General features: G+C 72.6%; 21 protein-coding genes and 1 pseudogene. 18 read left to right on the top strand and 4 right to left on the bottom strand.

The genetic code is table 11. The features are described from left to right. The first annotated feature begins 146 nt into the window (after positions 1-146). A complete protein-coding gene (locus AB0F11_RS17445) occupies positions 147-1,049 on the top strand; it encodes a DMT family transporter (protein WP_362174020.1) in 903 nt (300 codons plus the stop codon). Between the two features lie 96 nt (positions 1,050-1,145). Beyond that, positions 1,146-2,333: a cytochrome P450 gene (locus tag AB0F11_RS17440; RefSeq protein WP_362173916.1), complete on the top strand. Its 1,188-nt coding sequence runs from the start codon at positions 1,146-1,148 to the stop codon at positions 2,331-2,333. A 117-nt stretch (positions 2,334-2,450) separates the two neighbouring features. On the opposite strand, the gene AB0F11_RS17435 is transcribed toward AB0F11_RS17440, so the two are convergent. After that, entirely contained in the window at positions 2,451-3,455 is a 1,005-nt protein-coding gene (locus AB0F11_RS17435; protein ID WP_362173913.1) for a Gfo/Idh/MocA family oxidoreductase, read from the bottom strand. 291 nt (positions 3,456-3,746) lie between these two features. Between AB0F11_RS17435 and AB0F11_RS17430 the strand changes: the two genes are divergently transcribed. The 10 genes and pseudogenes from AB0F11_RS17430 (at position 3,747) to AB0F11_RS17385 (ending at position 11,849) form a co-directional block, all read left to right on the top strand. Next, the gene (locus AB0F11_RS17430) at positions 3,747-4,736 is read left to right on the top strand and encodes a sugar ABC transporter substrate-binding protein (RefSeq protein ID WP_362173911.1); all 990 of its coding nucleotides are present in this window, start codon (positions 3,747-3,749) and stop codon (positions 4,734-4,736) included. Further along, positions 4,733-5,803 (top strand): ABC transporter permease, encoded by a 1,071-nt coding sequence (locus tag AB0F11_RS17425; RefSeq protein WP_362173908.1) that lies wholly within the window; start codon positions 4,733-4,735, stop codon positions 5,801-5,803. The genes AB0F11_RS17430 and AB0F11_RS17425 overlap by 4 nt, the downstream gene beginning before the upstream one ends. After that, entirely contained in the window at positions 5,773-6,648 is an 876-nt protein-coding gene (locus tag AB0F11_RS17420) for an ATP-binding cassette domain-containing protein (RefSeq protein WP_362173905.1), read from the top strand. The genes AB0F11_RS17425 and AB0F11_RS17420 overlap by 31 nt, the downstream gene beginning before the upstream one ends. Beyond that, positions 6,645-7,751: pseudogene (locus AB0F11_RS17415) on the top strand (ROK family glucokinase); the annotation flags it as partial. The gene AB0F11_RS17420 and the pseudogene AB0F11_RS17415, both read left to right, overlap by 4 nt. A gap of 188 nt (positions 7,752-7,939) precedes the next feature. Beyond that, on the top strand, positions 7,940-8,530 hold the full coding sequence (locus AB0F11_RS17410; protein WP_362173902.1) for a hypothetical protein: 591 nt from the start codon (positions 7,940-7,942) through the stop codon (positions 8,528-8,530). A gap of 62 nt (positions 8,531-8,592) precedes the next feature. Beyond that, a complete protein-coding gene (locus AB0F11_RS17405; RefSeq protein WP_362173899.1) occupies positions 8,593-9,225 on the top strand; it encodes an MBL fold metallo-hydrolase in 633 nt (210 codons plus the stop codon). A gap of 52 nt (positions 9,226-9,277) precedes the next feature. Then, entirely contained in the window at positions 9,278-10,069 is a 792-nt protein-coding gene (locus AB0F11_RS17400) for an exodeoxyribonuclease III (protein ID WP_362173896.1), read from the top strand. Between the two features lie 82 nt (positions 10,070-10,151). Further along, positions 10,152-10,595, top strand: a complete 444-nt coding sequence (locus AB0F11_RS17395) for a DUF6278 family protein (RefSeq protein WP_362173893.1) — start codon at positions 10,152-10,154, stop codon at positions 10,593-10,595. Positions 10,596-10,661: 66 nt separating this feature from the next. Continuing rightward, the gene (locus AB0F11_RS17390; RefSeq protein ID WP_362173890.1) at positions 10,662-11,063 is read left to right on the top strand and encodes a histidine phosphatase family protein; all 402 of its coding nucleotides are present in this window, start codon (positions 10,662-10,664) and stop codon (positions 11,061-11,063) included. Between the two features lie 42 nt (positions 11,064-11,105). Further along, positions 11,106-11,849: an amino acid ABC transporter ATP-binding protein gene (locus tag AB0F11_RS17385; RefSeq protein WP_362173887.1), complete on the top strand. Its 744-nt coding sequence runs from the start codon at positions 11,106-11,108 to the stop codon at positions 11,847-11,849. A 705-nt stretch (positions 11,850-12,554) separates the two neighbouring features. Here the strand turns inward: AB0F11_RS17385 and AB0F11_RS17380 are convergent. Both AB0F11_RS17380 and AB0F11_RS17375 read right to left on the bottom strand, forming a co-directional pair. Next, the gene (locus AB0F11_RS17380) at positions 12,555-14,159 is read right to left on the bottom strand and encodes a CocE/NonD family hydrolase (protein ID WP_362173884.1); all 1,605 of its coding nucleotides are present in this window, start codon (positions 14,157-14,159) and stop codon (positions 12,555-12,557) included. A 129-nt stretch (positions 14,160-14,288) separates the two neighbouring features. Then, positions 14,289-15,440 (bottom strand): Ig-like domain-containing protein, encoded by a 1,152-nt coding sequence (locus tag AB0F11_RS17375; protein WP_362174017.1) that lies wholly within the window; start codon positions 15,438-15,440, stop codon positions 14,289-14,291. A gap of 359 nt (positions 15,441-15,799) precedes the next feature. Between AB0F11_RS17375 and AB0F11_RS17370 the strand changes: the two genes are divergently transcribed. From AB0F11_RS17370 to AB0F11_RS17345, 6 genes are all read left to right on the top strand, one after another. Next, complete coding sequence (locus AB0F11_RS17370; RefSeq protein WP_362174014.1) at positions 15,800-16,909, top strand: peptidoglycan bridge formation glycyltransferase FemA/FemB family protein; 1,110 nt, start codon at positions 15,800-15,802, stop codon at positions 16,907-16,909. Next, on the top strand, positions 16,906-18,573 hold the full coding sequence (gene murJ, locus AB0F11_RS17365) for a murein biosynthesis integral membrane protein MurJ (RefSeq protein ID WP_362173881.1): 1,668 nt from the start codon (positions 16,906-16,908) through the stop codon (positions 18,571-18,573). Before AB0F11_RS17370 ends, murJ begins: the two co-directional genes overlap by 4 nt. A 39-nt stretch (positions 18,574-18,612) precedes the next feature. Then, positions 18,613-19,308 (top strand): response regulator transcription factor, encoded by a 696-nt coding sequence (locus AB0F11_RS17360; protein WP_362173878.1) that lies wholly within the window; start codon positions 18,613-18,615, stop codon positions 19,306-19,308. Continuing rightward, on the top strand, positions 19,305-20,747 hold the full coding sequence (locus tag AB0F11_RS17355; RefSeq protein ID WP_362173875.1) for a HAMP domain-containing sensor histidine kinase: 1,443 nt from the start codon (positions 19,305-19,307) through the stop codon (positions 20,745-20,747). The genes AB0F11_RS17360 and AB0F11_RS17355 overlap by 4 nt, the downstream gene beginning before the upstream one ends. Then, a complete protein-coding gene (locus AB0F11_RS17350) occupies positions 20,744-21,265 on the top strand; it encodes a hypothetical protein (RefSeq protein WP_362173872.1) in 522 nt (173 codons plus the stop codon). The genes AB0F11_RS17355 and AB0F11_RS17350 overlap by 4 nt, the downstream gene beginning before the upstream one ends. A gap of 88 nt (positions 21,266-21,353) precedes the next feature. After that, complete coding sequence (locus AB0F11_RS17345; RefSeq protein ID WP_362173869.1) at positions 21,354-22,652, top strand: cytochrome P450; 1,299 nt, start codon at positions 21,354-21,356, stop codon at positions 22,650-22,652. On the opposite strand, the gene AB0F11_RS17340 is transcribed toward AB0F11_RS17345, so the two are convergent. Next, positions 22,612-23,337 carry a hypothetical protein gene (locus AB0F11_RS17340; RefSeq protein ID WP_362173866.1) on the bottom strand — a complete coding sequence of 242 codons (726 nt, stop codon included), beginning with the start codon at positions 23,335-23,337 and terminating at the stop codon, positions 22,612-22,614. The two genes, AB0F11_RS17345 and AB0F11_RS17340, sit on opposite strands and share 41 nt — an antisense overlap. Between the last annotated feature and the right edge of the window lie 119 nt (positions 23,338-23,456).

Here is a 23,456-nt window from a genome sequence, read left to right as displayed (position 1 = left end):
TGCCGGGCCCTGCGGGGCCCCGAAACCGCTCGACCGGCATGATCAGCCGACGGTACGGTGGCCCCGCAACCGTGCGAGCCGCCGAAGTCTCCACCCGCCCCGAGCCGTTGGAGCTCCCGGTGACCTCGTCCGCCACCTCGCCCGCCCTGCTCGCCCGCACCGCCGCCCCGCACCGTGCCCGGCTCGCCGACCTGCCCGTCCTGGCCGTCGCCGTCGTCTGGGGCGGCAGCTACCTCGCCGCCAAGGGCATCACCACCGCCCACACCGTGATCGCGGTGCTCGTGCTCCGCTTCGCCCTCGTACTGCCCGTGCTCGTCCTCGCCGGACGCCGGCGGCTGCGGGCCCTGCACGCCCGGCAGCTGCGCGGCGCGGGCCTGCTCGGACTCGTACTCGGCGGGATCTTCGTCCTGGAGACCTACGGGGTCGTCCACACCTCCGCCACCAACGCCGGGCTCATCATCAGCCTCACCATGATCTTCACCCCGCTCGCCGAAGCCGCCCTGCAGCGCCGGGCCCCCTCAGGTGCCTTCCTCGCCGCCGCCGGCCTCTCCGTCGCCGGCGTCGTCCTGCTCACCCAGGGCGCCGGCTTCACCGCCCCGGGCCTCGGCGACCTGCTCATCCTGGGCGCCGCCCTCGCCCGCACCCTGAACGTGCTGCTCACCGCCCGGATGGCCGCCGTCCGCGACGCCGACTCCCTCTCCCTGACGACCGTGCAGCTCGCCGCCGCCGTGGCCGTGTTCGCCGTCCTGGCCGCCGTGCCCGGCACCGGCGACAGCCCCTGGGCGGCGGCCGCCGCCTTCGGCCCCGCCGAGTGGGCCGGGCTCGCCTTCCTCTCCGTCTTCTGCACCCTCTTCGCCTTCTTCGTGCAGATGTGGGCCGTACGCCGCACCTCGCCCTCCCGTGTCAGCCTCCTCCTGGGCACCGAGCCCCTGTGGGCGGCCGCCGCCGGCATCGCCCTCGGCGGCGAACACCTGGCCCCGGCCGGCCTCGCGGGCGCGGCGCTCGTCCTGGCGGGCACGGCCTGGGGGCGCCGCGCCGCGGCCGCCTGAGCCGCCCGCGCATCGGGCCGGGTGGCCGGTTCGCCGACCCCGGAGTGACCGGAAACCGGCGGGTAGCAAGCTCAACTGCCGCCGTAGGGTGGCTGTATGCCTCAACCGGATATCAGCGGCAACTCCGCGGACTTCCGCGCCGACCCGTACGCCTACTACGCCCGGCTGCGCGCGGCGGGTCCCGTACACCGCGTCGACGTCGCGGCCGCCGCGTACGAGCCGACCTTCATCGTCGTCGGCAACGAGGAGGCCCGACAGGCCCTCAACCACCCGGGCCTGTCGAAGGACTGGCGCGCCAGCCTGCCCGACGTTGCCCACACGGCGGCCAACTTCAACATGCTGGAGTCCGACCCGCCGCACCACACCCGGCTGCGCAAGCTGGTCGCCCGCGAGTTCACCGCCCGCCGCGTCGAGGCGCTGCGCCCCCGCGTCCGGCAGATCACCGACGAGCTGCTCGACGCGATGGCCGCCCGCCCGGAGCGCACCGCCGACCTCATCGAGGCCGTCGCCTTCCCGCTGCCGATGACCGTCATCTGCGAGCTCCTCGGCGTACCCGACCTGGACCGCGCCCGCTTCAGCCACTGGTCCAAGGAGGTCGTCTCCCCGTCGGCCGGCGCCCCGATCACCGCGGCCCACCAGCAGCTCAGCCTGTACCTCGGCGAGCTCGTCGAAGCCAAGGCCAAGGAGGACGCCGACGACCTCCTCGGCGCCCTCATCCGCGCCCGCGACGAGGACGGCGACCGCCTGTCCCACGACGAGCTGATCGGGATGGCCTTCCTGCTGCTCATCGCCGGCCACGAGACCACGGTCAACCTCGTCGCCAACGGCATGCGGGCCCTGTTCGCCCACCCCGCCCAGCTCGCCGACCTGCGCGCCGACTACGACGGCCTCCTCGACGGGGCGGTGGAGGAGATGCTCCGCTACGAGGGCCCGGTACAGAACGCCACCTTCCGCTACGCCCGCGAGGAGGTGCGGATCGGCGGCAGCACCATCCCGGCCGGCGCCACCGTGGTGGTCTCGCTGGGAGCCGCCGACCGCGACCCCGGGCGCTACGCCGACCCCGACGCCTTCGACATCCGGCGCGCCCCGCAGGGCCACCTCGCCTTCGGCCACGGCCTGCACTTCTGCCTCGGCGCCCCGCTCGCCCGGATGGAGGGCCGGATCGCGATCCGCGGCCTGCTGGAACGCTTCCCCGACCTGGCCGAGGACCCGGCCGCCGGGCCGCCCGTCTGGGTCACGGGCAGTCTGATGCGCGGAGTGACCCGGCTGCCGGTGCGCTGGTAGGCGCGGGCCATGGCCTGCCGTCCCGGGCAGCCCGCGTCATCGCCGCCGCCGGCGGCGCGGCGCGTGCCGTGCCCCCAGGTTCGGGCGCCACAGGTCCGGGCGTCACAGGTTCGGGCGTCACAGGTCCGGGAGCTCCTCCATGCCCACCCGGCGCCGCTCCCGCCGCGACAGCTCGCACGCCTCGGCGATCCGCAGGGCCGCCAGCGCCTCCCGGCCGTCGCACGGGTTCGGGCCCTCGCCGCGCACCAGCCGTACGAAGGCGGCCAGCTCCGCCTCGTACGCGGGCCCGAACCGCTCCAGGAACCCCGTCCACGGCTTGCCGGCCGGGGGCGGGCCGTGCGGCTCCGTCGAGGCGATCGGCGTACGGTCGTCCAGCCCGGAGGAGATCTGGTCGAGCTCCCCGGCGAACTCCATCCGCACGTCGTACCCGGCGCCGTTGCAGCGCGTGCCCGTACAGGTGACCAGGGTGGAGTCGTCCAGCGTCAGCAGCGCCGCGGCCGTGTCCACGTCACCGAGCTCCCGGAACCGCACCGGACCCGCGTCCGAGCCGGTCGCGTACACCTCGGTGACCTCGCGCCCCGTCACCCAGCGGACCATGTCGAAGTCGTGCACCAGGCAGTCCCGGTACAGGCCCCCGGAGGCCGCCAGGTACGCGGCGGGCGGCGGCGCCGGATCGGCGGTCATCGTCCGTACGGTGTGCAGCCGCCCCAGCGCCCCGGAGCGCACCAGCTCCCGCGCCGTGCGGCAGCCCGGGTCGAAGCGCCGCATGAACCCGAGCTGGAGCACCCCGCGCGCCGCCTCCACCTCGCGCAGCACCGCCAGCGTCCGGGCGAGGTCCACGGCCACCGGCTTCTCGCAGAACACCGGCAGCCCGCCCCGTACGGCCCGCACCACCAGCTCCGCGTGACCGTCGGTGGAGCAGGCCACGACCACCGCGTCCACGCCCCAGGTGAAGACCTGCTCCACGGACGGCGCGGCCGTGGCGCCGAGCCGGTCGGCGAGCCGTACGGCCCGCTCCGGATCGGCGTCGGCCAGCAGCAGCGAGCCGGCGTCCGGGTGGCGGGCCAGTGCCGCCGCGTGGAAGGAGCCGATCCGGCCCGTTCCGATCAGCCCGATGCGCATGCACTCAACCTGACCCCGTCCGCGGTGGCTGTCAATCTGCCCGGAGAGGGCATCGATGGCACAGTTGGCCCGGATCGCCTCGAAGCCCCCGATGACCTCACATGGCCCACTGTGGCGGATACTGGGCGGCTGGAACCGGAATGACCGCTTTGGCATCGGCGGGCCGCAGGCCACGGGCCGCGGCCCGCAGCAGCGGTACGCAGCACGCGCAGTACGCAGGACGCGCAGTACGCAGGACGACGGAAGGGCAGGCACGCAGACGTGGCTAGGGTCGGGACAGGGGTACGCGTCGTGGGCGCCGTGCTCGCCGCGGTGCTGGGGGCCTCCCTCGTGGGCTGCAGCAGTACGGGCGGCAAGCGGGCCGAGGAGCGGGCCAAGGCCGCCGCGGCGGGCCGGCCCGCCGTCTCCACGCCGCGCTGGACCTTCGCGATGGTCACCCACGCGGGAGACGGCGACACCTTCTGGGACATCGTCCAGAAGGGCGCCAAGGAGGCCGCGGCGAAGGACAACATCAACTTCGTCTACGCCCACGACGACCAGGCACAGCAGCAGGCGCAGTTCGTGCAGAACGCCATCGACCAGAAGGTCGACGGCATCGTGGTGAGCCTGGCCAAGCCCGAGGCCCTCAAGGACGTCGTCGCCAAGGCGGTCAAGGCCGGCATCCCGGTGATCACGGTCAACTCCGGATCCGCCCAGTCCGCGCAGTACGGCGCCCTCACCCACATCGGCCAGGACGAGGAGATCGCCGGCGAGGCGGTCGGCAGCGAGCTGGCCCGCCGCGGCCGCAAGAAGGCGGTCTGCGTCCTGCACGAGCAGGGCAACGTCGGCCACGAGCAGCGCTGCGCCGGCGCGAAGAAGACCTTCGCCGCGGGCGGCGGCAGCATGGAGAACCTGTACGTCGAGGGCACCAACATGCCCTCCGTGCAGGCGGCCGTCCAGGCCAAGCTGCAGGCCGACCCCTCCGTGGACGCCGTCCTCACCCTCGGCGCGCCCTTCGCACCCACCGCGATCAAGGCGAAGGAGGCCGCGGGCAGCAAGGCCGAGGTCGACACCTTCGACCTCAACGAGTCGGTCGCCCGCGACCTGAAGGCCGGCAGCATCGGCTTCGCCGTCGACCAGCAGCCCTACCTCCAGGGCTACGAGGCCATCGACCTGCTGTGGCTGTACCGCTACAACGCGGACGTGCTCGGCGGCGGCCGCCCCGTGCTCACCGGCCCGCAGATCGTCACCGCCGACCAGGCCGCCAAGCTGGAGGACTACATCAAGCGGGGCAGCCGATGAGCGCCCTGGCCCCCGCCCCGGCACCCCCGCCGCCCCCGCCGTCCGCCGCCTCCGCCGACGAGCGCCTGGCCCCCGTCTCGCTGCTGCGCCGCCTGCTCGGCCGCCCCGAGCTGGGAGCGGTCGTCGGCGCTGCCGCCGTCTTCGTCTTCTTCTCCTTCGCCGCCGACAGCTTCCTCCAGGCCTCCAGCCTGAGCACGATCCTGTACTCGGCCTCCACCATCGGGATCATGGCGGTCCCGGTGGCCCTGCTCATGATCGGCGGGGAGTTCGACCTCTCCGCCGGCGTCATGGTGACCACCTCGGCGCTGATCAGCTCGATGTTCAGCTACCAGATGACCGCCAACGTGTGGGTCGGCGTCCTCGTGTCGCTGCTGGTCACCCTGGCCATCGGCTTCTTCAACGGGTTCATGCTCATCCGCACCAAGCTGCCCAGCTTCATCATCACGCTCGGCACCTTCCTGATGCTGACCGGCCTGAACCTCGGCTTCACCAAGCTCATCAGCGGCACCGTCTCCACCAAGACCATCGCCGACATGGAGGGCTTCCCCTCCGCCCGCGCCCTGTTCGCCTCCCAGTGGACCGTCGGTTCGGTCACCCTCAAGGTCACCGTCCTGTGGTGGCTGGTCCTGGTCGCCGTCGCCACCTGGATCCTGCTGCGCACCCGCGCCGGCAACTGGATCTTCGCGGTGGGCGGCGGAGCCGATGCCGCCCGCGCCGTCGGGGTGCCCGTCGTCAAGACCCGTATCGGCCTCTACATGGGCGTCGCCCTGTGCGCCTGGATCTCCGGGCAGCACATCCTCTTCTCGTACGACGTGGTCCAGTCCGGCGAGGGCGTCGGCAACGAGTTCCTGTACATCATCGCGGCCGTCATCGGCGGCTGCCTGATGACCGGCGGCTACGGCTCCGCGATCGGCTCGGCCGTCGGCGCCTTCATCTTCGGCATGACCAGCAACGGCATCGTCTACGCCCAGTGGAACCCGGACTGGTTCAAGTTCTTCCTGGGCGCCATGCTGCTGCTCGCCACGCTGCTCAACGCATGGGTCCGCAAGCGGGCGGAGGCCAAGTGAGTGCCCTTGTGAAGCTGACCGATGTCAGCAAGTACTACGGCAACATCCGCGCCCTCCAGGGCGTCTCCCTGGAGGTCTCCGCCGGCGAGATCACCTGCGTCCTCGGCGACAACGGCGCCGGCAAGTCCACCCTCATCAAGATCATCGCCGGGCTGCACCAGCACGACGCCGGCAGCTTCGAGATCGACGGCGAGGAGACCGTCCTCGCCAACCCGCGCGCCGCCCTCGACCGCGGCATCGCCACTGTCTACCAGGACCTCGCCGTCGTCCCGCTCATGCCGGTCTGGCGGAACTTCTTCCTCGGCTCCGAGCCCACCCGCGGCCGCGGCCCCTTGCGCCGCCTCGACGTGGAGTCCATGCGCGAGACCACCCGCGCCGAGCTGTTGCGCATGGGCATCGACCTGCGCGACGTCGACCAGCCGATCGGCACCCTGTCCGGCGGAGAGCGGCAGTGCGTGGCCATCGCCCGCGCCGTGTACTTCGGCGCGAAGGTCCTCGTCCTGGACGAGCCGACCGCCGCCCTCGGCGTGAAGCAGTCCGGCGTCGTCCTCAAGTACGTCGCCGCCGCCCGGGACGCCGGCCTCGGCGTGGTCCTCATCACGCACAACCCGCACCACGCCCACCTCGTCGGCGACCGCTTCGTCCTGCTCAAGCGCGGCACCATGGCCGGCAGCCACACCCGCGACTCGATCACCCTCGACGAGCTCACCCGGCAGATGGCGGGCGGCTCCGAGCTGGAGGAACTGAGCCACGAACTGGAGCGGGTGGCAGAATCGGGTCCGACGCCCCGCACGACGCCCCGCCCGACGACCGACGACACCCAGAGGGACGACACGACTCGATGAGCACGTACCGGGACTTCACGCTCACCCACCGGGGGGCAGCGCGGAGCACCGTCCTGCGGACCATCGGCACCCGTGAGCGCCGGTCGCACCTGACCGCCCCGCGCGTCCCGACCGTCGGCATCGACATCGGCGGCACCAAGGTGATGGCCGGCGTGGTCGACGCCGACGGCGTCATCCTGGAGAAGATCCGCACCGAGACCCCCGACAAGTCCAAGAGCCCCAAGGTCGTCGAGGACACCATCGTCGAACTGGTCCTGGACCTCTCCGACCGGCACGACGTCCACGCCGTCGGCATCGGCGCCGCCGGCTGGGTCGACGCCGACCGCTCCCGCGTCCTGTTCGCCCCCCACCTGGCCTGGCGCGACGAGCCCCTGCGCGACGCCCTCCAGTCCCGCCTCGCCGTCCCCGTCATGGTGGACAACGATGCCAACACCGCCGCCTGGGCGGAGTGGCGCTTCGGCGCCGGCCGCGGCGAGGACCACCTCGTGATGATCACCCTCGGCACCGGCATCGGCGGCGCCATCCTCGAAGGGGGCCAGGTCAAGCGCGGCCGGTTCGGCGTCGCCGGCGAGTTCGGCCACATGCAGGTCGTGCCCGGCGGGCACCGCTGCCCCTGCGGCAACCGCGGCTGCTGGGAGCAGTACAGCTCCGGCAACGCCCTGGTCCGCGAGGCCCGCGAGCTGGCCGCCGCCGACTCCCCGGTCGCGTACAACATCATCGCCCGCGTCGGCGGCAACGTCCACGAGATCACCGGGCCGCTGATCACGGAGCTGGCCCGCGAGGGCGACGCCATGTGCGTCGAGCTGCTCCAGGACATCGGCCAGTGGCTCGGCGTCGGCCTCGCCAACCTGGCCGCCGCCCTCGACCCCGCCTGCTTCGTCATCGGCGGCGGCGTCAGCGCCGCCGACGACCTCCTCATCGGCCCGGCCCGCGACGCCTTCCGCCGCCACCTGACCGGCCGCGGCTACCGGCCCGAGGCCCGCATCGCCAAGGCCCAGCTCGGCCCCGAGGCCGGCATGGTCGGCGCCGCCGACCTGGCCCGGCTGGTCGCCCGGCGCTTCCGCCGCGCCACCCGCAGGCGCGTCGAGCGCTACGAGCGCTACGCTCGGCTGGGCCGCCGAGAGCCCGCGCCCCCCGAGGACCGGGGCGAGCAGGCGCAGAGCCGACAGGCACGGAACGAGCAGGCCGGGAACGCCCTGGGCCAGGACCACCAAGGCCAGGACCACCAAGGCCAGGCCCACCAGGCTCAGGACCACCCGAACCGGAACCAGCAGCAGGACCAGGAACCGCAGTGACACCCCCCACCCTGCCCCGCCAGGCGCCCGCCCCCGACGAGGGCGGCGCGCCGACCACCACGGCGGAGGACCGCAAGCACGTCGTCAAACGCCGCTGGATCACCGCGATCATCATCCTGCTGCTGGTGGGCGTCCCCGCGGGCTACCTCGCCGTCTCGGCGCAGCAGAGCCGCGAGAGCGGCCGCGACAAGGCCGCCAAGATCGGCGCGTCCAAGGTCCGCCCCGGCTGGCCCTCCCGGGTGCAGCGCAGCATCTACGACGTGCCGATCCCGCAGAAGGCCTGGAAGGTCGGTTTCCTGGAGACCAACAACTGGCACACCAGCCGGCTGTACGTGCAGTTCGCGGTCACCCCCGCCGACCTGGACACCTTCCTCGCCGACGTCGGCACCAGCCGCGGGGCCCTGACCCGCGGGGTCACCATCGACGCGCACGACGCCTCGATCGCCGGCTGGAGCTGGGGCCCGAACAACGCCTGGTACGGCATCACCCTCGAACAGCCGGACCCGCGCCCCACCCGCGACATCACCGTCGACCTCACCGACCCGGGCAAACCCCGCGTCTACGTGGTCTCCACCGCGGTTCCGTAGGCCGCGCAGCGGTCCCGGAGGAGCGCCCCACCCGACCCGGGGGCGGCCGCTAGCCTGGGATCATGAAGCTCACCAAGCGGCTGCACTCCTGTGTCCAGCTCGAGAAGGACGGGCGCGTGCTCGTCATCGACCCGGGCGCCTTCAGCGAGCCCGATGCAGGCCTCGGGGCGGACGCCCTGCTCGTCACGCACGAGCACCCCGACCACTTCCACGAGGGCCGGCTGCGCGCCGCGCTCGACGCCAACCCGGCCGCGCAGCTGTGGACCCTGCACAGCGTCGCGCAGCAGCTCACCCCCGCCTACCCCGGCCGCGTCCACACCGTCGGCAACGGCGACGCCTTCACCGCCGCCGGGTTCGAGGTGCAGGTGCACGGCGAGCTGCACGCCCTGATCCACCCGGACATGCCCCGGGTCACCAATGTCGGCTACCTGGTGGAGGGTTCCCTCTTCCACCCAGGCGACGCCCTGACCGTCCCCGGCGTCCCCGTCGAGACGCTGATGCTGCCGGTGCACGCCCCCTGGAACAAGGTCGGCGAAGTGATCGACTACGTCCGTGAGGTCAAGCCGGCCGTGGCGATCGACATCCACGACGCCTACCTGTCGGACGTCGCCCGCCCGATCTACGACTACGCCCTGGAGGCCCTCGGCGGCGCTCCGCACAGCCGGCTCGGCGCAGGGGACACCGCAGAGGTGTGACTCCGACCGCCGGGTCCGGCCGCTGTCGGTGCCGGGCGGTAGGTTGGACGTCATGCGCATTGCCACGTTCAACGTCAACTCGATCACCGCCCGGCTGCCCCGCCTGCTGGCGTGGCTGGAGTCGTCCGCCCCGGACGTCGTCTGCATCCAGGAGACCAAGTGCTCCCTGGAGCAGTTCCCGCACGCCCAGCTGCGCGAGCTGGGCTACGCGGCGGCCGTGAACGCCACCGGCAGGTGGAACGGCGTGGCCCTGATCTCCAAGGTCGGCCTGGAGGACGTGGTCGTCGGCCTGGCCGACGGCCCCGACTACGAGGGCGTCCAGGAGCCCCGCGCGATCTCCGCCACCTGCGGCGGCGTGCGCCTGTGGTCGGTGTACGTGCCCAACGGCCGCGAGGTCGAGCACGACCACTACGGCTACAAGCTCGACTGGTTCCGCGCCCTGACCACGGCCGTCGCCGAGGACGCGGCCGGCCCGCGCCCGTTCGCCGTGCTCGGGGACTTCAATGTCGCCCCGACCGACGAGGACGTCTACGACCCGGCGGTCTTCGCGGGCCTGACCCACGTCACCCCCGCCGAGCGCGCCGCCCTGGAGGCACTGCGCGCCGCCGGCCTCGCCGACGTGGTGCCGCGCCCCCTGAAGTACGACCGCCCGTACACGTACTGGGACTACCGCCAGCTCTGCTTCCCCAAGAACCGCGGCATGCGCATCGACCTGGTGTACGGCAACGAGCCGTTCGCCAAGGCCGTCACCGACGCCTACGTCGACCGCGAGGAGCGCAAGGGCAAGGGCGCCTCCGACCACGCCCCGGTCGTCGTCGACCTCGACCTCGACCCCGGCGCGTAACGGGCCGCGGGCCGGGGTCCGCCCCGCCGGATCCAGGCGCGCCCTGTGGCCAGGCGGGCGTCCTGGTGCCAGGCTGGGCGACATGAACATCCCCTTCCTGGACCACTGGCTCAACCGGAACGACACGGAACGGGGTGCGGGACTGGCCGCCGCCCTCGCGGAGGACCCCGAGAGCGTCAACGAGTTGTTCTCGGAATGCGAGATGCTGCGCGTCCACGCGCGGGCGGCCGGGCTCGAACTCGACGGGAGCCCGGCCTCGTTGGAGGCGCTGGACCAGCTGATGCCCCGCTGGCGACGGGACCCCGAACTCGTCCCCTGGCTCGGCAACGACGCCGGCTTCTACCTCGGCACCGTGATCATCCGCTCCCGCCTGGGCGCCACCTGGCAGCTCTGGCCGAACGGCCAGCCGGTGATCCGCCTGTCCTCGGGCCGCGAGCTGAACGTGATCGAGTCGGGGGTCTCCTGGGCGATGACCGGCTCCCCGGAGCTCTCGCAGGCGTACGCAGAGGCATCCGAAGGCCTCTAGAACGCCCGGTGAAACGTCCGATGGAACGTCCGCGGAGGTCCGCGGAAGATCCGGAAACGGAGGGGCATGAGCGTCGACATCGTCTACGAGACCCACTCGCTCACCGAGGACAACGAGCGCGGCATCGCCATCGGCCGGCTGCCCGGCCGCCTGTCAGCGACGGGCCGCCGGCTCGCGGCCCGGCTCGGCGACCGCCGCCGCGAGGACCACCTCGCGGGGGTCTTCGTCTCCGACCTGCACCGGGCGGTGGAGACGGCCGGGATCGCCTTCGGCGGCACCGCCATCCCGATCCACCGGGACCCGAGGCTGCGCGCATGCGACTACGGCGAGCTCAACGGCTGCCCGGTGACCGCCCTGGAAGGCCGCCGCTCCCGCCACATCGACACCCCGTACCCGGGAGGCGGCCAGAGCTACCGCTGGCGTGTTGACGGGGCGAAGGCCGCCCCACCCGGCGATAGTCGGCCCTGACCGCACCGTCCACCATCACAGCAGGGCAGGGACGAACCACACATGGCCGTGGAACCACTGATCGAACTGCGGGACGTGAACAAGCACTACGGGCACCTGCACGTCCTGAAGGACATCAACCTCACCGTCGGGCGCGGGGAGGTGGTGGTGGTCATCGGCCCGTCCGGCTCCGGCAAGTCGACCCTGTGCCGGACCATCAACCGGCTGGAGACCGTCGAGTCCGGAACGATCACCCTCGAGGGCAGGCCGCTGCCCGCCGAGGGCAAGGACCTGGCCGCCCTGCGCGCGGACGTCGGCATGGTCTTCCAGTCCTTCAACCTCTTCGCGCACAAGACCGTCCTGGCCAACGTCTCGCTCGCCCAGATCAAGGTCAGGCACCGCAGGAAGGACGAGGCCGACCGGCGCTCCCTGGAGCTCCTGGAGCGCGTCGGCCTCGCCGACCAGGCGCCGAAGTTCCCCGCACAGCTGTCCGGCGGCCAGCAGCAGCGCGTCGCCATCGCCCGCGCCCTGGCGATGGACCCCAAGGCCCTCCTCTTCGACGAGCCCACCTCCGCCCTCGACCCGGAGATGATCAACGAGGTGCTGGAGGTCATGCGGCAGCTGGCCGCCGAGGGCATGACCATGGTCGTGGTCACCCACGAAATGGGCTTCGCCCGCTCGGCAGCCCACCGCGTCGTCTTCATGTCCGACGGCCGCATTGTCGAGGACCGCCCGCCACAGGCGTTCTTCACCTCCCCGGAAACCGACCGCGCCAAGGACTTCCTCTCCAAGATCCTCAAGCACTGAGCGCAGCATCGGCTCACCCGTTCGGCGGGGACAGCCCCACCTACCACGTCGACCGCGTCAACTTCGATGCGAAGGCCCCCTATTGGGTGCCCGCCGGTGACTTCATGGGTGACTTCCGCAAGGACGAGCTGAAGTTCCCGTACCAGGCGACGGCATCCGATCCGGCGACGCTACTGATCGATGTGAACCCGGGCCGGTGCCACTGCACGTGGAATGCGAAGTTGAGCTGGACCGACGGCAGTGAGCACGGGACGACGGTGATCGACGACAAGGGAAAGCCCTTCCACGTCACGAGCTCCTCAGGCTTGCCGATCTACACCTGGCAGGAGGGAAGGCGGGTGCGCGATGACAAGTGGTCGCAAGAGGGACCGCGCGCGAACGACGCTGTTCTTCGGCGCTCTGGTCGTGCTCGGCGCTCTCGTCGCCTGGGCCGTCGGTACGTGGCCGGAGGACAGATGGCCGCGCCGGCCGCGGGACCCGGCCGTGCTGGTGCGGGGCGTGACGGTCACGGTCGACGGCCGGTGGGTCACTCCGGTGTCCGCCGCCGAGGCGGGCGCCCCGTCGGCGCGGGACGCCTGCCTGCCGGGCGTACGGACGTGGCTGGTCCGACCCGTTCGACCTCGGCCGTGGCGGAGCTGCCCACCGCCGCCGCACCATCCGGGTCACCAAGAGCTCCCAGGGGTACTGAGTCACCGGCCGCCCGGATCACTTCTCGCGCAGCGGGATCGTCACGTAGGAGGGGTTGGTGTGGGGGGAGGTGAAGGTGAGTTGGGCGGCCAGGGGGTTGTGTTCGATGTACAGGGGGTCCACCGTGTCGATGACCAGGGCCAGGCGGTGGCCCTCGGGGACGTCGTACGCGGTCGAGAACAGGTCCAGGTCCACGCCGAAGGCCTGGCCGGGGGCCTTGCCGTGGAAGGTGTACGGGGCGTTCGTGACCAGCTTGCCGATGCCCAGCGGGCCGACGTCGTAGAGGTAGGCGATGAACGTGCCGTCGGACCGGGTCGGGGTGACCGTGGTGTGCAGCCGGGCCGTTCCGCGGATGCGCTTCTGCGTGTCATAGCGCCCGGACTGCCAGACGGCGGCGAAGGCGCGGGGCAGCAGCGGGATGGACGCGACCGGGGGCGTCTTCACGAACTGGTCGAGGGCGCTGGAGAGCAGGACGATCCCGCCGTCGGCGCCGGAGTCGATGCCGGTGAAGACGTGCTCGGTGTCGGAGAGGGGGAGCTTCTCGGTGGCGGCCGCGCCGACGGCCTTCCAGTCGGGGTACCCCTCGTAGCCCTCGCTGCTGCGGGACTTGATCTGCACCGGGGCCTCGGTGTCCACGCCGTTGTGCTCGTCCTTGAGGTAGCGGTCGAACCAGCGGTGGGCGTTGGTCCAGGTGTCGTTGGGCAGGCCGAACAGGCCGCTGCCCTCGGCGGTGGCGTGGTCGCCGGGGCGGAACTCCAGCCGCTTGGGGCCGGTCAGCTTGTCGTAGAACGAGCCGTACTGGTTGGGCGGGAAGATGGTGTCGCCCCAGGCGTTGCCGAGCATGACCGCGGCGCCGTTGGCATTGATCCGGTCGAGCTGCTCCGAGGCCGAGCGCTGCCGCCCCCAGTCGATCAGCTGCTGCTCGCGGTCCAGGCGGGAGCCGGCGAAGTCGGCCAGGACCTGCTGGAGTTCGGGGCTCGGCCGGCCGGTGAGGTAGCCGGCGGCGCCGAGCAGGGCGGCGGCCTGGACGTGCTGGGTGCGGCCGGAGTAGATGGAGTCGATGAGGTCGGCCCAGCCGCTGAGCGCGACCACGGCCTTGATGCGGGCGTCGTGCGCGGAGGCGAGCAGGCTGATGCCGGCGCCGTACGAGACCCCGCCGACGCCGATGCGGCCGGCGTCGGCCGGGGTGTTGGCCAGGGCCCAGTCGATCACGGCGGAGACGTCGGCGGCGTCGGGCGGGCCGGCCACCTCGACGCGGCCGCCGGAGAGCCAGAAGCCGCGGGAGGTGTAACTCACCACGACGTAGCCCGCGTCGGCGAGCTTCTTGGCCTGGGCGACGTACTCGATCTGCGGCATGCCCCAGCTCGACGGGAGCACGATCAGCGGGTACGTCCGCCCGGGTACGGCGTCGGCCGGGGTGAAGACGTTGCCCTTGAGGGTGATACCGCCGGAGCCCGGGATGTCGTGGAAGCGCAGCTCCGGCGAGGAGGCTGCGGAGGTCACGGCGGCCGCGGCGGCCGGGGCCGGAGCGGGGGTCTCCGCCCGGGCCTGCGTGGGGGTCAGGCCCAGGGTGGCCACGGTCAGGGCGGCCGCCACGGCCGCCGCGGTGGGGGTGCGGACCATCGAGGGCTCCTCGTATGTACCGGTGTGGGGGTACTCGACGGTAACCGGCGGACCTTACCTGAGGTAACCCACTAGTAAGTTACGCGGTGGTAACGATCTGTCGGTCAATCCGCCCCTCCCGACGATCCGTCAGCCGTTCTGCGGCGCCGCCCCGGTCACGGCGCTCTTGGCCTTCCACTCCTCCCAGGACAGGTTCCACTCGCCGAAGCCGTTGCCGATGTCGGCCTTGCCCTTCGAGCCGTTGCCCGTGACCTCGACCGCGTCGCCGACCTGGGCCATCTCGAACAGCGCCTTCGCATCGGAGTCGCTCATGCCCACGCAACCGGAACTGGCGTTGGCGCGTCCGAAGTTGCCCGCGTTCCACGGGGCGGCGTGGATGTACATGCCGGACCAGGTCACGCGCATCGAGTAGTCGACCATCTTGTCGTAGGAGTCGCCCAGGCCTACGGTCTGGGAGTCCATCCGGATGGTGCCCTCCTTGCTCATCAGCACCATCTTCCCGGACCACGAGGCCTTCTGGCCGCCCGGCGTGCCCGCCGAGACCGGGATCGTCTTCACCGTCCGGCCGTCCTCGACCACCGACATCCTGTGCGCGTCCAGGTCGACCTGGAGCCGCCGGTCCTTGCCGATCTTGAAGTCGGTGACGTAGTCGCGGACGAAGTAGCCGCCGCCCTGGCCCGAGTCCACGCCGTTGAGGTTCATCTCGACCTTGACCTCGGTGCCGGACTTCCAGTAGTCCTTCGGCCGCCAGTCCACCCGGTCGTTGCCGGTGTAGTCCTTGAACCAGCCCCAGGACCCCTCGGTGTTGTTCGAGGTGGTCACCTTCAGGTGCTTCTCCACCTCGGCCTTGTTCTTCACCGGGTTGTCGAAGACCAGCGAGACCGGCTGGGCCACGCCCACCGTCGAGCCCTTGCCGGGGACGATCGCCACCTTGTTCACCTTGTCCGCGGCCGCGGTCTTGAACTGGGCGCTCGCGCTCTGGCTGTCGGTGTTCTGCGCCTCGACCTTGTAGTCCGTGCCCGGCGCCGCGTTACGCTCGGAGGTCCACGTCCGGCCGTCGTCGGCTATCTTCCCGGGCAGTTCGCCGCCCTTGCCGTCGGAGACCTTCACCTGCGCCAGCTTGCCCGCGGCCAGGGTGACCGTCACCGGCTCGCCGGGCTTGGCCTGGTCGCCCGTGAGGTTCACGGAGATCGCCATGTCGGCCTTCTTCTTCATCTCCGCCTTGCCGTCGGCGCCCCCGCCGCCGGACCCGCCGCTGCAGGCGGTCAGCGCGGCGGCCATGAGTGCGGTACCCGCCAGCACGGCGCGGCGGGTCGTTGCGGAACGGCGGGTACGGCGTGTACGGCTCAACGAAGGGCCCTTTCAAACGGCAGCGGCAATGAAACGTCCGCAAAGAGGGATGCGGGCAAGGCGACTGTAGGTTGCGCAATCTGCCGAAAAGATCGGACGCATCTCTGTGACGTCGACCGCAGCAAAACGGTCATCGTCCGGTCACAATCGCCGCGCCGATCGGTCATGGACGCCTGTGAGAGTCCTGTCCACCCCACGACCGTACGGACAGGAAGGCATCAGCCGTGTGCGCACTGCTCGCGACCCCCGACCGGCGGCACCATGAGCAGGACCCCCGCCGGGACCTTCAGGTGCGCTCCCTCTCCGAAGCGGAATATCTGACCTTCCTTTCCCGGTACCGGAATGCAAGCTTTCTGCAGTACCCCTCCTGGGCCGGGGTAAAGGACCTCTGGCGCTCGGAAAGGGTCGGATGGCACTACCCGGACGGTGAAATCGCCGGCGGCGGGCTCGTTCTCTACCGCCAATTCCCCGGCACCCGCAAATACTTCGCCTACCTCCCCGAGGGCCCCGCCGCCGACTGGTCCGACCCGTACCTCGACCGCTGGCTGAACCCCCTCCTGCGCCACCTGCGCGCGGCCGGCGCCTTCGCCGTACGCATGGGCCCCGCCCCCGCCTACCGCCGCTGGGACGCCGCCCCCCTCAAGGCCGCCACCGGACCCGGCCGGCGGGTCACCGACGTCCTGGCCGCCGAGGTCGACCCGGTCGGCGCCGCCCTCGCCGACCGGCTGCGCACCCGCGGCTGGCGCCGCTGCGGCGGCGAGGACGACGGCGACGCCCAGCCCCGCCACGTCTTCCGCGTCCCGCTGGCCGGCCGCACCCTGGACGACGTCTGGTCCGGGCTCAACCAGGAATGGCGCCGCAATGTGCGCAAGGCCACAAAGACGGGCGTGGAGACCCTCCTCGGGACCGCAGGCGACCTGCCGGAGTTCCACCGCCTGCTGCGCATCACCGAGGAGCGCGACGGCTTCCGCCTCGGCCGCTCGCTCGCGTACTACGAGCGGCAGTACGAGGCCCTCAACGCCGAAATGCCGGGCCGGATGCGGCTCTACCTCGCCGTCCACGGGGGCGAGGTGCTCGCCGCCCACACGATGATCACGACCGGCAGCCGGGTCTGGTACCAGACCGGCGCCTCCGCCGACCACCGCCGCGAGGTCCGCCCCAGCAACGCCCTGCAGTGGCGCATGATGCGCGACGCCCATGCCCTCGGAGCGGACGAATACGACATGCGCGGGGTACCCTCCACCCTCGACCCCGACGAACGTTCCTTCGGGCTGCTGCGCTGGAAGCTCGGCACCGGCGGGCAGGTCGTCGAAACGCTCGGCGAGTGGGAGACACCCGTGGACGGATACGCCAACGCGGCGCTCTACAAGGCCTTCCAGGCCTACCTGGCCCGCCGGTGACGGCCGCCGCCGCGCCCCCCGCCGCGCCCGCCGCAGCAGCGCCCAAGTCCTCGGTGCTGCGCAGCGGCGCGCTCATGGCCGCCGGCTCCGTCGTCTCCCGCGCCACCGGGTTCGTCCGCTCCGCCGTCGTCGTCGCCGCGCTCGGCACCGGTCTGCTCGGCGACACGTACGCCGTCTCCAACACCGTCCCGAACATCCTCTACATGCTCCTCATAGGCGGCGCCCTCAACGCCGTCTTCGTGCCCGAGCTGGTCCGGGCCGCCAAGGAGCACGCCGACGGCGGGGCTGCGTACACCGACCGGCTGCTCACCGCCTGCACCACGGCCCTCGTGCTGCTCACCGCCACCGCCGTGCTGGCCGCCCCGCTGATCGTGGCCGCGTACACCCCGTACAGCGGCGCGCAGGCGAGCACCACCGTCGCCCTGGCCCGCTACTGCCTGCCGCAGATCCTCTTCTACGGGCTGTTCACCCTGCTCGGGCAGGTGCTGAACGCCCGCGGCCGGTTCGGCGCCATGATGTGGACCCCGGTCCTCAACAACCTCGTCATCATCGCCGTCTTCGGACTGTTCCTCTTCCTCTCCCACGACGGCGCGGACGGCCTCAGCGCCGCCGAGACGCGCCTGCTCGGCCTCGGCACCACCGCCGGCATCGTCGTCCAGGCCCTCGCCCTCCTCCCCTCGCTGCGCGCCGCCCGCTTCCGCTGGCGCCCCCGCTTCGACTGGCGCGGCCAGGGCCTGGCCCGGCCGCTGCGCAACGCCGGCTGGACGGTCATGCTCGTGTTCACCAACCAGATCGGCTACTGGGTCGTGACCCGGCTGTCCACCACCGCCGGGCGGCAGGCGGAGCTGGCGGGCCTCGCCGGCGGCGCCGGCTACACCGCCTACAGCAACGCCTACCAGCTGTGGATCGTCCCCCAGGGCATCATCACCGTCTCCCTCGTCACCGCGCTGATGCCCCGGATGAGCGCGGCCGCCGCCGACGCCGACCTCGCCGCGGTCCGCCGCGACGTGTCGTACGCGCTGCGCTCCAGCGCCGCCCTCGTCGTCCCGGCCGCGGCCCTCTTCGCGGCCCTCGCGCCCTGGGTGATGGGCAGCGTCTTCGGCTACGGGCGCACCGGCGCCGCCGACATCGAGGCCATGGCCGGCATGCTCATCGCCTTCGCGCCCGGCCTGGTCGCCTTCTCCGGCCAGTACGTCCTCTCGCGCGGCTTCTACGCCCTGTCCGACACCCGCACCCCGTTCGGCCTGAACCTGGTCATCGCCGGCCTCAACGCCGGGCTGTCGGTGGCCGCGTACCTGCTGCTGCCGCCGCGCTGGGCGGTCACCGGGATGGCCGCCGCGTACACCGTCGCCCTGTTCGCCGGCCTCGCCGTGACCGCGTACACCCTCGCCCGGCGGCTCGGCCCGCGCGAGGGCGCTGCGGGTTCGGGTTCGGGTGGCCGAGCCACCGCCCTCGGCACCCACCTGCGGCTGCTCGCCGCCGCAGTGCCCGCGGCAGCCGCCGGGTACGCGGCCGCCCGCGCCGCCGAGGGCCTCGGCGACATCGCCGCGGCCGCATCGGGAACCGCGGTGATCATGATCGGCGTCGTTCTCCTCGCCGGGCCGCTGCGCCTGACGGAGATCACCGACCTGCTGAACTCCCTGCGGCGCAAGAGCGGCCGCTAGCGGGGGGAACGGCCACGACGCCCTTGGAAGCCGAACCGGATGCCACGCGTACTGCTGATCGAGGACGACCCCTCCGTACGGGAGGGGGTGGGCCTGGGCCTGCGCCGCCGCGGCCACGAGGTGCGCGCCGCCGACACCGGCGAGGCCGGCCTCGCGCTGATGGGGGCCTTCCGCCCGGAACTGGTCCTGCTCGACCTGATGCTGCCCGGGATCAACGGCGTACAGGTCTGCCGCCGCATCCGTGAGACCAGCCAGGTCCCGATCATCATGCTGACCGCGCGCGGCGACGACTTCGACATCGTCGTCGGCCTCGAAGCCGGCGCCGACGACTACATCGTCAAACCCGCCCGCACCGAGGTCATCGAGGCCCGCATCAAGGCCGTCCTGCGCCGCCTCGGCCCCCCGTCCGGCAGTCGGCCCGGGGTCGAGCAGCACGGGGATCTCGCCATCGACCGATCCGGGCTCACCGTCGCCAAGAACGGCGAGCGCCTCGCCCTCGCCCCCAGCGAGCTCAAGCTCCTGCTGCACCTGTCCGCCTCGCCCGAGCAGGTCTTCTCCCGCCAGCAGCTCCTGGAGTACGTGTGGGAGCACAGCTACCACGCCGACGCCCGGCTCGTGGACGCCTGCGTACGGCGCCTGCGCCACAAGCTGGAGGACCCGGCGGCCGCACCCCGCTACATCCAGACCGTACGCGGCTTCGGCTACCGCTTCGGCCCGCTCGCGGCCCTCCGGTGAGGCGCATCGCCCCGCTGGGCCTGCGTACCCGGCTGATCGCGGCCTTCCTCCTGGTCGCCGCGATCAGCGCGGTCTCCACCGCCGCGCTCACCTACCAGCAGGCCCGCACCGCCGTCCTCAAGCAGAGCCAGGACACCGCGGTCAGCACGCTGCGCGACCTGATGGAGACCCAGGCCGTCAGCCTGCCCGTGGACCAGGAGCGGCTCGACCAGATCGTCCTGGAGCTCACCCGGCGCGGCAAGCCGCACCCCTGGAACGTCTTCGCCGAGTACGGCGCCCTGCGCTCCTCCAGCACCGGCGCCCCCGCCTCCACCCTGGTCACCGAAGCCCTGCGCAAGCAGGTCGGCGCCCACCCGCACGGAGCCTTCCAGCGCGTCACCGACCCCAACGGCACCCCCTACCTGACCGTGGGCATGCCCGGCGTGTTCACCCACCAGGGCGCCACCCGGCCCACCGGCCTCACCGTCTTCGTCACCATGCCCCTCGCCACCGAGAACGCCACCGTCGAAGCCATGGTCGAGGCCGCCAAACGGGGAGCCGTCCCCGGTCTCGCGATCGCCTTCGTCCCCGCCCTGCTCGCCGCCCGCAGCGTGCTGCGCCCCGTACGGGACATGCGCCGAGCCGCCCAGAACATGGGCCGCGGCCGACTCGACACCCGCATCGAGGTCCGCGGCGCCGACGAACTCGCCGGTCTCGCCCGCACCTTCAACGAGACCGCCCGCGCCCTGGAGCAGTCGGTGAGCGAGTTGCGCGAGGCCGAGACCCGGGCCCGCCGCTTCGCCTCGGACGTCTCCCACGAACTGCGCACCCCGCTCACCGGGATGCTCGCCGTCACCGAGGTCCTGGACGAGGACGCCGAACGCCTCGACGCCGACACCGCCGCCGCCCTGCGCCTCATCAGCGCCGAGACCGGCAAGCTCGCCGTCCTCGTCGAGGACCTGATGGAGATATCCCGCTTCGACGCCCGCGCCGCCGAACTGAACCTCGACGACGTGGACCTCGCCGAAGCGGTGGGCAAGACCCTGGAACGCCGCCACTGGGACGACGAACGGGTCCACACCGACCTGCCCGGACAGGTCCGCGCCCGCCTCGACCCGCGCCGCTTCGACGTCGTCCTCGCCAACCTCGTCGGCAACGCCCTGCGGCACGGCGAAGCCCCCGTCCGCGTCACCGTGGCCACGCGGCCGGATCCCGGCGGGGACCGGCTGCTCGTCGAGGTCGCCGACAGCGGACCCGGCATCGCCCCCGAGGTGCTGCCCCACATCTTCGACCGCTTCTACAAGGCCGACGCGGCCCGCACCCGCTCGGCGGGCAGCGGCCTCGGCCTCGCCATCACCCTGGAGAACGTACGGCTGCACGGCGGCACCCTGGTCGCCGCGAACGGTCCGGCCGGGGGAGCGGTGTTCACCCTCGACATGCCGCTGGAGGCCGACGCATGACCCGGACACGGGCCCGGACCCGGGCGGCCGCACGGGCGGTGGCGCTCCCGGCCGCCGCGGGGCTCCTGCTGACCGGCTGCGGCATCAAGCCGACCGGGGTCGTCGAGAGCGGGGCCCCCGCCAAGATGGCCGTGGCCGGGCCGACCGAGAACTCGCTGGTGTACTACATCACCCCCGACGACCGCCTCACCCCCTCCACGGTGCCGTACACCATCCCCTCCCCGGGCGGCGCCCTCGCCCGGCTGCTCGCCGGGCCCACCCAGCAGGAGCGGGCCGCGGGCCTGCGCACCGCCGTTCCCGTCGTCGACCTCAGGTCCGCCGTCGAGGTGCGGGTGCTGCAGTCCAACAGCGACACCGTCGAGGTCGTCCTGCCGATCCTGGTCGAGGGCCTCACCGACCTCGCCCGCGGCCAGCTCGTCTGCACCACGCTGTCCTCCCAGCCGAGCCACTACCGGGCGGCGCTGCGCGGCCCGGACACCGTCATCGAGGCCGCCCCCTGCAAAACGGGGCGCCTCTGACGGGGGACCGCCCGGTCTGGGCGGCGGTACCGGGCGGCCGCCCCCCGGCCCCCTTGCGGACCCTGCCCCGCCCCGTCACGGTGGCCCCATGCATGCCGCCGCCCCGGACGGGGCCCGCCCGGCCCCCGCCCCCGCCACCGTGCCCGTGCCCGACGTGTTCGACCCGCGCCGCTACGCCAAGGGCATCCCGCACGAGGCCTACCGGCTGCTGCGCGACCGCCACCCGGTGGCCTGGCAGGAGGAGCCCGAGTTCGACGGCTGGCCCGCCGGCCCCGGCTTCTGGGCGGTGACCCGGCACGCCGACGTGGTCCGGGTGCTGCGCGACCACACCGCGTACTCCTCCTGGCTGGGCGCCACCCAGATCCGCGACCCCGATCCGGCCGACCTGCCCTTCCTGCGCCGCACCATGCTCAACCAGGACCCTCCCGGCCACGGGCGGCTGCGTCGGCTGGTCTCCCGCGCCTTCACCCCGGCCCGCGTCGACGCCTTCGCGGCCCGGGTCCGCGAGCGGGCCCGTACGCTGCTGGCCGGGGCCCGCTACAGGGCCGAGGACGGCGCCGCCGACGTGGTCGCGACCGTCACCGACGAGTACGCCCTGCTCAACCTGACCGACCTGCTGGGCATCCCGGCCGCCGACCGCGCCCTGCTGCTGGAGTGGACCGTGCGGGTCATCGGCTACCAGGATCCCGAGGACGCGCCCGAACCGCTGCGCGGCCCCGACGGCAGGCCGCTCAACCCCCGGTCACCCGCGCTGCTGGGCGAAATGTTCGCGTACGCCCGCGAGCTGGCCGCGTACAAGCGCCGCCACCCCGGCGACGACGTGATGACCTCGCTCGCCACGGCCGGACTGGAGCCGGCCGAACTGGAGATGTTCTTCTTCCTGCTGACCGTCGCCGGCAACGACACCGTGCGCAGCGCCGCCCCCGGCGCGCTGCTCGCCCTCGCCGGGGCCCCGGGCGCCTACCGGCGGCTCGCCGCGGGCGAGGTCCCGGTGGAACGGGCCGTGGAGGAACTCCTGCGGGTCCACCCGCCGGTGCTCAGCTTCCGCCGCACCGCCGCCGCCGACACCGAACTGGCCGGGCAGCCGATCAGGGCGGGGGACAAGGTGGTGGTCTTCCACGCCTCCGCCAACCACGACGAGCGCGTCTTCGCCGAGCCCGGCCGCCTCGACCTCGCCCGCACGCCCAACCCGCACGTGTCCTTCGGGGACGGCCCGCACGTCTGCCTGGGTGCGCACTTCGCCCGGCTCCAGCTGCGGGTGCTCCAGGAGGAGTGGCGTACGGCCATGCCCGCTCCCGAACTCGCAGGTCCGCCGCGCCGGTTGGTGTCGAACTTCATCAACGGGATCACACGTCTGCCGTTGCGGGTGTCCGGGCCGGGACGGTGACGTCCGCCAGCAGCTCGGCCACGTCGGGGCCGTACGCGTCGGAGTTGGTCACCTTCAGCAGCACGCAGAAGGAGCTCCCCCGGTAGGTGCGGGCCAGCTTCTGGTGGTTGCGGGCGAGGAAGCGGGCCCCCGCCTGGTTGCTGACCGCGGTCTGCCCGGAGATCAGGAACACCGGCCGCGTGCCGGGCCCGGTCGTCAGCCGGGCCAGCACCACGTACTCGGCCTGCCCCCTCTGCCACCGGTACGTCTCGCCGCCGACGTGGATCGCCCCGCGGTCCGGCCCCGGCTCGGTGGAGATGTCGACCCGTATGCCCGGCAGCATCGACGCCAGGTGGGCGGTGGTCCGGTTGTTGGACGCGGGCCCGCCGATGCAGAACTCGGCGCGCTCCCCGAAGCCCTGGCGGACCGCGTCGTGCGAGACGATCTGCAGGTTCGCCCCGCAGTCCTTGATCAGCGCGGATATCTCCAGCAGCGCGAAGGTGTCGTTGCGGTGTACCGACCCCTCCGTGCCGCCCATCTGCCGGTTCACCACGAACAAGCAGTCCGAGCCGGTGGGCAGGCCGAAGAACGCCTGCTTGCGGCGCAGCGCCCGGCGCCACACGTAGGTGCGGGTGAACCAGCCGAAGCCGCCGCTGATGGCGGTGGCCGCCACCCCGAGCACGATGTTGCGCACGTCGTCGTTCATGCGGCGGATGCTAGCGCTGTAACCGGAAAGGTTCACCGGGCCGGGCCTTCCTGACGCGGGGGGTGCGGTGAAGTTACAGTGCCGACCGCAGGCAGCCCTGCCGTCCGCCCGCAGGGGGG

The organism is Streptomyces sp. NPDC032472, from assembly GCF_040636955.1.
GTDB lineage: Bacteria > Actinomycetota > Actinomycetes > Streptomycetales > Streptomycetaceae > Streptomyces.
This window is presented reverse-complemented; position numbering and strand designations above follow the sequence as displayed.